Source organism: Niabella yanshanensis (genome assembly GCF_034424215.1).
Lineage (GTDB): Bacteria > Bacteroidota > Bacteroidia > Chitinophagales > Chitinophagaceae > Niabella > Niabella yanshanensis.
Map to the genome: position 1 here is coordinate 1526695 of NZ_CP139960.1, position 13495 is coordinate 1540189.

The following is a 13495-nucleotide window of genomic DNA, read 5'->3' on the forward strand; positions in this document are numbered from 1 at the left end:
TTATGGTTACCTGCTGGCAGGCATTAATCTGTTTTATTCGCAATTGAAGGTGAACCTGAAAGGCTCGTTGTCGGAAGTGCTTCCGCCGTATCCTATTTTTTTAGCATTGGCAGCGTCTGTTAAAAAATATTCCATTCGCTGTATTGATTGATTTTGATGTAATCCAAAAAATGATCTGGGCCAGAAATCAAACCTGAATTTGTTAATACCTGGCGTAGGTTTAAAGGCAAAGTCCTGGGTTTTACCGCATCGCTCTATTACTTCCCCGGTAGCCGTATAGGCTTTAGCGCAGAGATATATTTTTGATTCGCTACTCAAAGGCGTTTCTACCAAATCACCATCATAAAAAATCGTTTGTATGTCATTATCTGTTGCTTTGGCCAGTTCCATCATAGCAATCTGAGGATTTACAAAATCGATCAAATCTCCCGTACCGTTAGTTACTGTTAACCGGGCATAACGGCCATCATGAAATTTGTCATTGCCCGGCGCCTCTAAACCATTACTCGTGTTACCAACAAAATAGCCCAGATTAACCAGCATATTTTGTGCACCCGTTTTTGTAACCAGCTTTACTTCGAAGGTGATGCTGCTATTGATGTCATATGTTTTTGTGGACCTGAAAACCACCCATTCCATATCATTAACAATATTTCCCATCAACGCATAGCGTTTATCCTGCATAAGTGCGTCTGCCCATGGAATCTGCGAAGTAGTTTCTTTTTCAGAAACCGGCATCAAACTCATTTTTTCATTATTGGCTCCCATTGGGATGCAGGTGTAAAAAACAGACGTATGCTGCGCAGCATTCCAGGACTTCGGAACCAGAAAACCTACTACAAGGGTTTTTCCAAGATTTGTTCCCGCAGCATCTATTTTACAATTAACGGTTACAGTAAGGTTACTACCCGCGTCAGCTTCCGAAGGCTGATCTACACTTACAATATCTGTGCTACAGGCGATTATCAGCGCCAGCAGCCCCGTCACTGCAAGGAAGCTCCAGAAATTCTTTTTCCTAAAAAATTTTATTCTCATATATCTGAGTTATCAGGTTTTTGTATTACTTAATCTCTTCCAATGCATATTGATACACATTAGATCTGCATCCGGGCGAGCCCTTTAAAATAATTCTTCGAACACCCTCTACAACCGGGTATTCGAACTCATTTAAAATAGCTTTTGACTCCCCTTGCTGTGTAAAAGATATCCGTAAGGGGTGCGTATCATCATCAAGAGACCAGGTTCCATTTTTTGCAATGATGAAGGGCGCCTGATTGCCTACTATATAACTTCCATCTTCCTTGAATTGAATTTCAAAGGCCGTAAAATCGAAGTAGTTGGTGATGTCTACCCCATTCCTGGAAACTGAGGCAATTTTCCAGGAGCCCGTTATATTTTTTTTTGCTTCAGGATTAGTCCTGGTGCTTTCCTTCTGGCATGAGTTAATCGTCAGCACCAATAAAACGGTCAACGATACTAAAAAAAATCTCCTGCTATAGTTCATAATTTTGTACATTAATTTTATGGTGCTGGTTACAGATACTATGGTTAGCTTTACTGGGCAGTAGTACTCCAATAAGGATTTTGCAATAGCTGATCAGATTTAGCTACCTCGCTTTGAGGGATGGGGAATAAATACATTGCAGTTCTGAAATTTCTCTTACGCACATTAAAAATTTCAAAAGCCGGTGTGGCTGTTTCATTTTCACGCATCACTTTCATTCCATGCAGTGTTGCATTCTCGGTTGTTTCGGCGATCAGCCAACGCCTTGTATCCCAAAACCAGTGTTCTTCAAAGGCCAATTCTATACGCCTTTCGTTTCTGATAACAGCGCGCATTTCCTCCTTCGACAATCCTGCGGGAAGCCCATAACTGTTATCCGTTCCGGCTGTGATACCAGCTCTTTTTCTAATTGCTGTGATAGCGCTGTACACTTCTGCTGTAGGACCGGCAAATTCATTTTCAGCCTCAGCAAAATTCAGGTACATTTCTGCCAGGCGTATCAGTGGCCAGCAGCGCTCTGCTCCATGAATACAGTTCCCGGCTATGTCAGGTTTCAGCATTTTATTAACGTAATAACCGGTTGTAGTACGGTTAAAAACCGCGTCTGCACCTGCATTGAAGTACAATTTCAAGGGTTGTCCCATAATCGGCTGAATAAAATCTGTATATAAAACGATCAGTGAAGAATCGTGCATAATGGTATGGTCGAGCCGCGGATCGCGGTTATCGTAAGGGCGATTGGGATTATATCCCGATGTTGCAGCCGTAATGGGTTGTCCATCCTTCATCAAAAAAGCGTCTACGAGTTCCTGGTAAGGATAAGCACCATTTCCGTCGCCGCCCCGGCTGGGTGGCATCCAACAGCTTTCAAAGTCTCTGTTACCCGTTCTCATACGGGCCAGAATATACTCACTGTTCACCCGCCGGTAGAATAAATCCCTGAAAGGAGGTATGTTCTGTCCGGCTACGTCACTGGCAGTATTATACAGTTCAAAGGCTCCCAGCGAAATAACCATTCTTGCGGCATCTGCGGCCTGTTTCCACCTGTTATCGTCTGCATTGGCATAACCTACAATAGTGCGTAAAGGGTTGCTTAAACCGGAGTTGAATTGATTAGGGCCATTAAAAAAAGGACTGGCCGCATACAACAAAGCACGGGCTTTTAGCGCCAGGCAGGCACCCGAACCGGCCCGTCCATATTCAAGACCCTGTTGCCGAACGGGCAGGTCTTTTGCAGCGGCATCACATTCTGAAACAATATAATTAATGCATTCTTCAAAACCATTGCGACTGGCGGCTATTTTATCCTGGTCATTGAAAATAGTATCGCCTACCAGTGGTACTCCGCCGTAATGCTTCACAAGGATAAAATAATACCATGCACGTAAAAACCGGGCCTCTGCAGCGGTTCTTTTTTGCAGATAAGTTTCGAAAGGCAGCGTAGCGGCATGCTTCAGATACTGATTCACGGCCCTTATTTGTTTATAACAGGTGCTCCAGGCGTCGCCGCTTACTGTTGCAGGCGTAATAGAACCGGTAGCAAAACCTGCCGATGTTGCGGAAACGCCCACTTTGGGCACATCTGCTTCGGAAGATGCCGCATCCAAACCTCCGTTATCAAAACGGGTAGGGCTAAAGCTAAAGCCAATATCTGAGTAAATATTGCTAAGAAATGCCATAGCATAAGCGCTGTCGCTAAATACAGTTTGCTCATTAAGGTTGGTTGTTGTGGTCTCTTCCAGGAATTTATTTTTAGAGCACCCCGACGTTGCGAGTAACACTACCATTATGATAAGTAACCCTATAAACAGCTTGGCATGATTATATATTTTCATACTTTCAGAATCGTTTTTCTCTTACATGAGGTAACTTTAACAAAGCCTTACCTCCACTCCAAATGATATCATTTTTTGCAACCTCATTTCAATTTTACAGGAAACCAAAATAGCGGTAAGTAATCGCCGGTGTTACTAAACTCATTTATACTATTTTCACGTGACCCTCAGGGGCTTAAAAATCCAGTTATTGTATCCAGATCTATATTATCTTTTCAGAGAGCTGTTGGGAATTGAGTGGCCATTGCTGCATCATATCACCACTTTCGGCCTTTCCATAGCGCTGTCGTTTGTTTTTGGCATGTACTATCTTAGAAAAAATCTGCTGCTCAAGGAAAGCCTGGGATATTTTTCTTCCAGGAAAGACACGCTGGTTGATCGGCAAAAACAAGCTAAAGTGTTACCATCAAAAGCACTGGGTATGATCGCCCTCATCAATACAATTTGCGGAATTATTATCGGTAAGATTTTTTACCTGTTGGAAAATGGTCAGGATCTGCAGCCAGGCTTAACCATGTTTTCCTTTTCGGGGATTAATTATTATGGCGCGCTAACCGGTATGTTACTATCATCGGCATTTTTTTGTTACCTGAATAACATCAGGCCATTGGCTGTTTTTGACGCTGCTGCTCCCGGCTTTCTTCTTTCGTATTGCATCGGTCGGCTGGGTTGTCATATTTCAGGAGACGGCGACTGGGGCCTTGTAAATAATTTACCCAACCCTATAAGCTGGTTGCCCGACTGGTTATGGTCGTACAATTACCCGCATAACCTTATCAGACAGGGTTCCATTATTAAATATTGCGACTGGGGTAATTATTGTTATGTGTTATCCAACCCTGTTTGGCCCACGTCTTTGTATGAAGCTATTATCTGCTTTCTGCTATTTCTGCTACTCTGGCGATTGAGAGGAAAAACATATCAGCCCGGATTCATTACAGGAATCTATTTAATAGTCAGCAGCCTCGAAAGATTTTTAATTGAAGAAATCCGTATAAACCCAATGATAGGAGAATTAGATATAACACAGGCGCAATTGGTAAGCATTATTTTGGCAATAACCGGTGTTGTTATTATTGGCCTCCTTCGTTTTTCAAAAAACCGGCGTTTAACCTAGCCGGTCTTTACAACGCCGCGCCAAATATCAATGCATCCTCACCCAATGTTGCCGTATGTACCGGCGTGTTTATACCCATCTCTGACAGTTTTGCCTTAGTAGCCGGGAGAAAAAAAGATGCGGCCTTCGCTATATTACCTCCTATCACAATAATATCCGGGTTGTTCTTTTGTGCAAACAATGCTAAAAACGCCGATAAGTTACCTGCAAACTCTTCAAATACCTGCCGGGCATATGTACAGCTATGATGCAATAGACTTAGCGCTTTTACATCAGGCAGACGCTTATGGGCAAGCTCATGATACCTGCTGAGAAACCACCTCGTTGAAATATAATCTTCAGCAATGCCGCTCCTGAAAGGCATGCACCAAAGATCAGCGTCGGCAGCCTCACCATTTTTATAATAAGAGGTCCCCAAGCCGGTTCCTAAGGTAATACCTATGGCAGTATTATAATTAGAAGGTATTCCGGCCATTATTTCGCCCCTGAGAAAACAAGCCGCATCATTAGAAATATGAATACATTGAACGGGCATATCCAGGTCCCGGGATAATATCTTCTTTATATTTAGACCATAGAGCGCTTCATATTTATCATTCTCCTTCATCAAACATATTCCTGCATCGTAATCAAAAGGCCCGGGCATGGCGATCCCTACGGAGTCAATAGGTTGGTCAGCCAATTGCATCGTAGTTTTTAAGGCGCCGCTCCAACAGTGGATAATCTCCTCTGCTGAAGCTTTGGAGTCGACGCTTACTCTTGAAGCCGAAAGCGGCACAATCCCCCGATTGACCACATCTATCAATGCTGTGGCAATATGGGAGCCCCCTATATCGGCACCCAGCCTTATTCCGGCGTTTGTCATACAAGTATTTTTTGAGCTGTGAATTTTATTTACTGATACCGCAGCGTATGAGGTTTATCACCCATGACCAGATCGAGTTTCCCGCCCTTCATAATATCGCTGTAATCGATATAGCACCGGTTATATGGCTTTCCATTCAAAAAAACTTTTTGGATGTAAATATTGGATGAGGAATTATTCGGGGCGACTATACTGAAAGCTTTGCCTCCGGGAAGCCGGATTACGGAACTTTTAAACAGCGGGCTGGTTAGCTCAAACCTTGTGCTGCCGGGGGCTACCGGATGTATTCCTACAGAAGCCAGCACAAACCAGGCGCTCATTTGCCCTACATCTTCATTGCCAACCAACCCTTCCACCGAATTACGGTAAGCGCTGTCACAAATAATTCTCGTCCATTTTTGTGTAAGGGCGGGCATTCCCAGGCGGTTAAATAAAAACGGAACATGGTGTACTGGTTCGTTCGCGTGATTGTAATAGCTGTTCCACATAAAATTTTTGGGTGTTTTTTCAAAGAAGTCCACCAGATCCGTCAGCACCTTCTCCTTTCCACCCATCAGCTGCGCCATCCCTTCAATATCATGAGGAACAAACCAGCCCTGTTGATACGGGTTCGTTTCAAAAGTGCCATACCAATCGGTTAACCGCCCTGTTGACGGCCAGGGCTCCCAGCTCCCATCTGCCCGGCGGGGCCGAAACCAATGATGATCTGCATCCCATATATTTTTATACGCCTGCGATCGGTCGAGGTATTTATGGCTGGCATCATCCTTACCCAGTCCCTTTGCTATTTGCGACAGGCACCAGTCTGCAAAAGCATACTCCAGTGTTTTGGCGATACTTCCCGGGTCGTATCCCAATTTTCCATTGCCAAATTTTTCTACGGTATTGATGGCATAATCATAAGCTTTTTGTACATCATAATTTCTTATGCCTTTAACATATGCATCCGCCAAAACCACGACCGCCGGGTTGCCGAGCATGCAGCCGCTATATGCATTCAGCAACTCCCATCGCTCCAGGTAATTGCTGTCCGACTCCGCGGCCAATGTTACCAGTGAATTTACCAGATCGTTGACCAGTGGTGGGTTAATGATCGTTTGCAAAGGAACCTGGCTGCGAAAAACATCCCAACCACTAAATATGCTACGTTTCCGAAACCTGCCTGACCGGTGTATTTTTCCATCACCTCCGGTGTATCTGCCATCAACATCGGCAACAATACGGGGATCAATCATTGTATGATATAAAGAAGTATAAAAAACAACTTTCTGGTCTTCGGTAGCCCCGTTTACAGAGATCACATTTAATGCGTTATTCCAAAGCTGCACCGCATTTCGATGCACCTGCCCAAAATTCCAGCCAGGCATTTCGGTTTCAAGATTCTTCTTTGCTCCTTCTATACCAACAAAAGATATCCCTGTTTTTAGTACCACCTGTTCCTGCTCTCTGGCATCAAACTCAGTAAAAAATCCCAGGTGGCGGCCTTTCTTTTCACCGATATTTTTCTCAACCCTGGCATCAGCGATCCATTTCTGGTAATAATCACTTTCTACAGCTTCTCTTTTACGGCTGGCGGTGTCTGGAATATCAGCAGACCATACACCAAAGTTTGTTATGGGCTTACTGAACTGTGCATAGAAATATACCGTATAACTGGCCTTCCCATCCCCGTTACCCCAACCACCGCCGTCGGGAGTACATTGCATCCAACCTTCAACGGTATTATTGTTCACCACCTTCAGGTACTGAAGTGTTGAAGTTCCGCCTACCCGTCTCGCCAGGTCAACCTGTATTCTCGACTGACCTGCAGGAAAAGTAAATCTCAACATGCCACTGTGAGGTGCCGCGGTCATCTCGGCTTTGATATTATGATCTGTTAAATGGACAGCATAATATCCTGCCGAAGCTACTTCACTGGTTTTATCGTAAGCCGACCGGTATCCTTTTCCGGGTTTATCTGACAATTTACCAGATGACGTTTTTAAAGGCCCGGATGACGGCATCACCAAAAAATTCCCCAGATCTCCAAACCAGCCCACCCCGCTCATTTGAGTCATGGCGAAACCTTCTATACTTTCATGCTCGTAACTGTAGCCGGATCCGTTATCACCCCCGGTTATCGTATTAGGGCTTACCTGTACCATCCCGAACGGTGTTGTTGCTCCGGGGAAGGTTTTGCCTAATCCGTGGTAAACACCGGCCTTACCGGTGCTGGTGCTGGCTCCTATAAAGGGATTAACATAAGACGCCGGCAACCGGTTTTGCGCAGTGGAACCGAGTGTTGTCAACATAGCTAACACGCCCGCTTTCACTTTTAATGCTATTTTCATTTCACTTCGCTTATGTAAAAACTATGTTTTCGGGGTTTGTTGATACGGTATATTTGTTCCACCAGCACGTCCATTTGCCGCTGCCATCCCTGCCGTACTTCGGGATAGCGTGCTTTAAGGTAATTGTCTAAATTACCTCTTACAAAACCCTCGTTGATATGCCTGTAAATGGTATCTACCGTTGCCAGATCACCTTTCATTAACAGGCCTTTGTCCATCAAAAAATCATATTCCATCCAGGCATAATCTCTGAATCTTCTTTCTATCTGCCATCGCTCTTCATTCAGCCTTTTTATGGCCATCGCCTGCTCATACTGGGGCGTACGGCGTATTTCGGCCATATTAATGCCGGCATTAAGCTGCGCCCCGCTCCATTCCCCTATTTTATAATTATCAATTTTAACCATATAGCGGCTGCCATTAAGTCCCTTAACACGTAGTATTTCCTCGTTCATCTCTTTATTGAAGGGGATAACGTTTAACGCATCTGCTTCGCGCCGCTGCATGGCACCCCATTCGCCTGTTGACATGGTATCTACGGGAAATGGCAGCGATCGGGCCAGATAGTCGAACTGTACGACGCCAGGCTTCGAACGAATATTGGATATCACACAGTTCACCTGCTTTTCTACGCGGGACGCTGCCGCATTTACGGTAAAGTCAGCCACTTTTGTATGAGCCAATCCCTGTGCCTTTAAAAACAGATAGGCCATAACCAGGTGGCCATCCACCCCTGGATGTATCCTGTCGTTGCCAATCAGGGTGTAGGTTGAGTCTTTAGCCTGTTCGCGTAAGTTTATCGCTGTCATCGGACGCGTAAAATCAACAAACCCCCAACCACTTTTTTTAGCTGCCGCTTCCTGGAACAACGCTACTTTAAGCATGGCATTAGCTTTACCAGGAAACATATTGTTTTTGCCAAATTTGCTGGTTTCATCATAAGGTGAGCCGGCAACAATGATCTTTTTTACTTCAGGATGTTTATTAAAAGATGCTTCCATTTGTTGCAAAGCTTTATACGATCGTTCCAGCTTTTCTTTGGTTTTTTGAGCACTGTCTGATTGCAGAAACTCGAAATACCCGGTATCATTCATGCCAAATGTAACGGCAATTACCGAAGGCTTTTTAGCATACACGTCTGTCTCAAGGCGTTTGTACATCTGCTCTGCTATTTCGCCTCCAATACCGGCATTCACAATAGTAATGGGCATATCGGGAAAACGTGTCATATAGTATAGCCAGATATTGGCATGATAACGGCCTCCATGTGTAATACTGTTGCCTACAAAAACAACTCTTTCACCTTTTTTAAACAGCGATACTTCCTGGCTCTTAACATTAAAAGACACCAGTATGGCCCAACACAGCAATAAATAGCTAATAATCTTCATGAAAATACTTTGAATAAATAATTTTTTGTTCGAAACAATGCTGCTCCCGCCGCTTATCCCGGCAGTTGATATATCGTAATTCCTTTAATTTAAAGCGTCGGAAGTAAATGATGAAGCTGGTAGTCCTTTATCATTAAACAAGGTAGCCACAGATGTTGCATAAAATGCATACCTGACGCCAACCGGCTTCATTGTCTCATCAGCCCTTATTATCACTTTGTCGCCGTCAATCAAAGCTTTGGCGGGTTTCCAAACACCATCCGCGCCCCGTACTTCAAACCCCTGCAATCCTTTATCACCTGCCTTTAAACCACCATATGTATGAGTGAAGGAGATCACTATTTTATTGCCTCTTTTTTCAAAATTCCTGTACAATGGTCCCGAATAGGAAAGACTTGCCTTGTTATAGGTATTATTTAATGCCCAAAGTGCCAGTCGCTTTCCCACATCCTGTTTATTGGCAGGGTGAATATTATTGTTATTACCGATATCCAGCGTAACTGCCATACCGGTATTAGCAGCCAGCGACAGGCTTCGGCGTTGGGCGTCGCGCAATTGCGCCGCATCTACCTGATCACCCCCATATTTAAATGGCGCAATCTGAACAAAATAAAATGGGAATGTTCCCTGTCCCCATTGCTTCCGCCAATCGTTTATCATCAGCGGAAAGAGGCGGGTATACTGCCTGGCCCTTCCCACATTGGATTCACCCTGGTACCATATAGCTCCCTTTATAGCAAACGGAACCAGAGGTGCGATCATTGAATTATATAAAACCGAAGGCTGGTTGGGCCAGGTATTAAAAAGAGGTTGGGGTTTAGTAGCCACCAGCTTAAAATACCATTCGCCGCTCAAGGGGATTCCAACGTCCCTTTTCCCAGCAGCAGGATATAATATCATTTGAGATGCAGTACCGTATATACCGCCTGTACCGCCATCGTCTATTACCTTAACTGCGATAATATTTTCGCCAGCCCGCACCCATTTGCCGGGAATGGTATAATGTCTTTCAACCGCCCAGGTAAAACCCTGCATGGTACTATCCAGCTCCTGCCCGTTAAAATAGGTTATGTCGCGGTCATCAATCGGACCCAGGTTTAATTTCAGATCCTTGCCCACCCAACTCTCTGGAATATTCACCACTTTTTTAAACCACACAATACCATCTACGTCCGGCAGACCTGCGTTTTCCCAAACGCCAGGCAACTGCATTGTCTTCCAATCGTTCATAAGGTTGTTCGAATATGCTTTTCCCCTATCGGTCAGTACCCTCGTCCAGGTAAGGTTTTGAATACTGTCGGCCACGCGGATGGCAGCCCTATTTCTGTTTACTGAGTCAATCTTGTCAAGTTCTTTGTCGAAATCCTTCATCATTCTGAGCGAAGTTTCACTAGTCCATGCTTCTGCAATCGTGCCTCCCCAGCTGGTATGTATCAGCCCTACAGGAATTTTTAATGTATTGTATAATTCACGGCCAAAAAAATAAGCCGTCGCACTAAAAGCTCCTACAGTAGCGGGCGAACAGGTGGCCCAGTTGCCGCTCAGATCGCTTTTGGGTGCAAATGCTATTTCTTTTTCTACAGTAAACATTCTTATAGACGGATGCTTTGCGGCAGCTATTTCTGCTGCCGAATTGAGGATAGGATCGGTAGACCATCCCGAAACAGGCATCTCCATATTCGATTGCCCTGAACATATCCATACTTCACCAACCAATACATCACGTAAAACCATCCTTTCTTTGCTCTCTATACTTATTGTATAAGGTCCGCCTGCGACAGGAGTTGCCAGCTTTATCATCCACCTACCCCTATTATCGGCTACGGTATGCATTTTTTTACCGGACCAGCTTGCGGTTAGGGTTACATTTTGCCCCGGGGTAGTCCATCCCCAAATGGGTGCGTCAGCTTTTTGCTGCAATACCATACTGTCAGCAAAAACAGCTGGTAATTTCAGCTGTGCCCATGAGTTCGATATAAGGCAGTTCGCCACAGTTACAAATGCGAATATTTTTTTTATCTGTCTACCTGTCATAACATGTACGATTTAGAAGGGAAGTATAATGTAGCGTTTACCTTCATCTTTTTAGTTTAATGAGCCTGCGTTAAGCGCCTTTCGCAACTATCCGGTCGACACTAAAGGATATACAAAGTATAGACACGCAACCGGGCTGCTACCGCTACTGCTATTGTTAAAATCTTATCCTCTTATAGAGGTATATGGCAATTTAATGTACTTATCAGTTCCGTTACGAAAATAATACTATGCAGTTTGATTCCCATGTGTTCCGTTCATTAAAGAAAAAATATTGTTGCCTGAAAGGCATTAGTCGCGTTGCCGGTATTTTGGCGTTTCTATGTAATATCCGCATATCCGGAACCAGTGCTGGAAAGGAGCTTTTGGAAGACAGAACACATTCTACATGGGCGGCCTGTAAAATAATGAAACCAATAGTAGAAAAAGCTATTAAAAGGACATTGAATCATAAGCAATAATGTTGACCATGAAACTAAAATTTGTATTCGTTCTACTTTTTCTTGCAGGCACCATTACAACAAGAGCCAATGTAAAACTTCCAGCCTTATTTCAGAACCATATGGTTTTACAACGGGACAAGCCCTGCACGATATGGGGTACTGCTGCAAACGAAGAAAAAATAACTGTCACCTTTAATAATGCTGTCTTTAGCACTACCGCCAGAAACGGTCAATGGAAAATCATCCTTCCCCGGCAACCTGCGGGCGGCCCGTACACGATCATCATAAAAGGCAATAATCTCATTAAGTTATCCGACGTCCTCTTCGGCGATGTCTGGATTTGCGGGGGACAGAGCAATATGCAGTTTAGTGTAAAAGAATCAAAACCTCAACCTGATACTGCAAGTTTCAACAACAATCTGATCCGGCTATTTACGGTAGGCATTGGGGCTGACTTTGTTCCGCAACAAGATGTTAAAAACGGAGCCTGGAAAATTGCAACTGTTAAAGAAGTGAATAGCTTTACGGCAGCCGGGTTTTTCTTTGGTAGTTATCTGCAGCAACATTTGAAAGTACCTATTGGACTGATCAGTTCCAATCTTGGCGCAACAGCCATTGAAGAGTGGATGAGCAATGATGCCATCAAGGCGTTTCCCCAATTTCGACCTTTTTACAATAGCTATATACTACCAGGTAAAAGCATGAAGGAAATGACTGATGATTTTGAAAAGATAAAACACTCCTGGAAGAAAAATTTCTATTTAAAAGATGATCCGGGTTTGAAAGAAAAATGGTATTTGCCGGAAACCGATACTGAGAATTGGAAAACCATGAATCAGCCATCGCATTGGGAAGATAATGACCTGAAAGACTACGATGGCTCAGTATGGTTCAGGAAAACATACGACTCTTTACCCAGAGATTTTATGGGGAACACCAGCATTAGCCTGGGGCAGGTAGACGACTATAACACCTGTTGGGTCAACGGCGTACAGATTGGGGAAGGTTTTGGCAACATGAATATGTATACCTACAAAATACCCGATAGTATTCTGAGGCCCCAAAAAAATGTAGTTGTGGTTCGTGTGTTCGACGCCGGGGGAAAAGGCGGCATGTATAATATGTTTTGGAATCCCTTTCTTGCGGGCTCCTGGAAATACAAAAGAGGCGTGAAAATTGACGCATCTATTTTCCAAAAGCCGCTGGTGGCTAATTCCTATATTTTTGGAACACCCACCATTTTATACAACGCCAACATCGCGCCATTAACGTCGTTCAGTGTTACAGGCTTTATCTGGTACCAGGGAGAAGCCAATACGGGCAGGGCTGCAGAATATAAGCAATTATTGCCCGCGATGATCACTGACTGGCGTAAACAATTTAACCAGGGAGCGTTACCCTTTCTACTGGTACAGTTACCTAATTTTGGGAAAGAGCCGCCAATACCCGAAGACAATGACTGGGCAGAACTTCGCGAGGCGCAGGCTTCGGCATTGCGTCTACCCAAAACAGCAATGGCTGTTACGATTGATATTGGTGAGGCAGACAATTTACATCCACACAATAAATTAGAGGTAGGAAACCGGCTGGCAATGGCCGCAATGGATATAGCCTACCGTATAGACAGCAATGGAACTAGTGCCTGCTATAAAAGTATGCAGGTAAAAGGAGACAGCATTATTATCGAGTTGGATAAAAATATTGAGTGTAGAGATAAATACGGATATATAAGAGGCTTTGCAATGGCAGGCGCTGATAACGTCTTTTACTGGGCAAAGGCTTCTGTTGTTGGTCCCCGATCGATTATTGTTTATAATCCTTTGATAAAGTCGCCGCTAAACGTAAGATACCTGTGGAGCGGCGAGCCAGGCATCATTGATTTATATAGTAAGGGAGGACTACCTGTGGCGCCGTTCAGAACGGACAGCCTCCCTCTAAAAACGGAATACAACTTCTACGAGTTTCTGCCATAGTAT

The 13495-nt window shown here is 44.1% G+C and carries 10 protein-coding genes; 3 read left to right on the forward strand and 7 right to left on the reverse strand.

Annotated elements, in window-relative coordinates:
- Window positions 1–33: 33 nt before the first annotated feature.
- From U0035_RS05910 to U0035_RS05920, 3 genes are read right to left on the reverse strand one after another with little or no spacing between them, the layout of a single operon-like run.
- A complete protein-coding gene (locus U0035_RS05910) occupies window positions 34–1035 on the reverse strand; it encodes a DUF4961 domain-containing protein (protein WP_114789102.1) in 1002 nt (333 codons plus the stop codon).
- A gap of 25 nt (window positions 1036–1060) precedes the next feature.
- Complete coding sequence (locus U0035_RS05915) at window positions 1061–1504, reverse strand: DUF5004 domain-containing protein (RefSeq protein ID WP_162817736.1); 444 nt, start codon at window positions 1502–1504, stop codon at window positions 1061–1063.
- Between the two features lie 50 nt (window positions 1505–1554).
- A complete protein-coding gene (locus U0035_RS05920) occupies window positions 1555–3339 on the reverse strand; it encodes a RagB/SusD family nutrient uptake outer membrane protein (RefSeq protein ID WP_114789104.1) in 1785 nt (594 codons plus the stop codon).
- A gap of 190 nt (window positions 3340–3529) precedes the next feature.
- On the opposite strand from U0035_RS05920, the gene U0035_RS05925 reads away from it, so the two are divergent.
- Window positions 3530–4456 carry a prolipoprotein diacylglyceryl transferase gene (locus U0035_RS05925; RefSeq protein ID WP_162817737.1) on the forward strand — a complete coding sequence of 309 codons (927 nt, stop codon included), beginning with the start codon at window positions 3530–3532 and terminating at the stop codon, window positions 4454–4456.
- Between the two features lie 7 nt (window positions 4457–4463).
- On the opposite strand, the gene U0035_RS05930 is transcribed toward U0035_RS05925, so the two are convergent.
- From U0035_RS05930 to U0035_RS05945, 4 genes are all read right to left on the reverse strand, one after another.
- On the reverse strand, window positions 4464–5321 hold the full coding sequence (locus U0035_RS05930) for an ROK family protein (protein WP_114789106.1): 858 nt from the start codon (window positions 5319–5321) through the stop codon (window positions 4464–4466).
- Between the two features lie 29 nt (window positions 5322–5350).
- Window positions 5351–7651: a GH92 family glycosyl hydrolase gene (locus U0035_RS05935; RefSeq protein ID WP_114789107.1), complete on the reverse strand. Its 2301-nt coding sequence runs from the start codon at window positions 7649–7651 to the stop codon at window positions 5351–5353.
- On the reverse strand, window positions 7648–9042 hold the full coding sequence (locus tag U0035_RS05940) for an SGNH/GDSL hydrolase family protein (RefSeq protein WP_114789108.1): 1395 nt from the start codon (window positions 9040–9042) through the stop codon (window positions 7648–7650). Before U0035_RS05940 ends, U0035_RS05935 begins: the two co-directional genes overlap by 4 nt.
- Window positions 9043–9126: 84 nt before the next feature.
- Entirely contained in the window at window positions 9127–11076 is a 1950-nt protein-coding gene (locus tag U0035_RS05945) for a sialate O-acetylesterase (protein WP_114789109.1), read from the reverse strand.
- A gap of 230 nt (window positions 11077–11306) precedes the next feature.
- Here U0035_RS05945 and U0035_RS05950 point away from each other — a divergent pair, with 230 nt between their 5' ends.
- A complete protein-coding gene (locus U0035_RS05950) occupies window positions 11307–11537 on the forward strand; it encodes a hypothetical protein (protein ID WP_114789110.1) in 231 nt (76 codons plus the stop codon).
- A gap of 8 nt (window positions 11538–11545) precedes the next feature.
- The gene (locus tag U0035_RS05955) at window positions 11546–13492 is read left to right on the forward strand and encodes a sialate O-acetylesterase (RefSeq protein WP_162817738.1); all 1947 of its coding nucleotides are present in this window, start codon (window positions 11546–11548) and stop codon (window positions 13490–13492) included.
- The last annotated feature ends 3 nt before the right edge of the window (window positions 13493–13495 follow it).

Coding starts and splice junctions, on each gene's coding strand:
- U0035_RS05920 (WP_114789104.1), bottom strand. CDS start 3,339: ATGAAAATATATAATCATGCCAAGCTGTTTATAGGGTTACTTATCATA.
- U0035_RS05915 (WP_162817736.1), bottom strand. CDS start 1,504: ATGAACTATAGCAGGAGATTTTTTTTAGTATCGTTGACCGTTTTATTG.
- U0035_RS05950 (WP_114789110.1), top strand. CDS start 11,307: ATGCAGTTTGATTCCCATGTGTTCCGTTCATTAAAGAAAAAATATTGT.
- U0035_RS05940 (WP_114789108.1), bottom strand. CDS start 9,042: ATGAAGATTATTAGCTATTTATTGCTGTGTTGGGCCATACTGGTGTCT.
- U0035_RS05935 (WP_114789107.1), bottom strand. CDS start 7,651: ATGAAAATAGCATTAAAAGTGAAAGCGGGCGTGTTAGCTATGTTGACA.
- U0035_RS05945 (WP_114789109.1), bottom strand. CDS start 11,076: ATGACAGGTAGACAGATAAAAAAAATATTCGCATTTGTAACTGTGGCG.
- U0035_RS05910 (WP_114789102.1), bottom strand. CDS start 1,035: ATGAGAATAAAATTTTTTAGGAAAAAGAATTTCTGGAGCTTCCTTGCA.
- U0035_RS05955 (WP_162817738.1), top strand. CDS start 11,546: ATGAAACTAAAATTTGTATTCGTTCTACTTTTTCTTGCAGGCACCATT.
- U0035_RS05930 (WP_114789106.1), bottom strand. CDS start 5,321: ATGACAAACGCCGGAATAAGGCTGGGTGCCGATATAGGGGGCTCCCAT.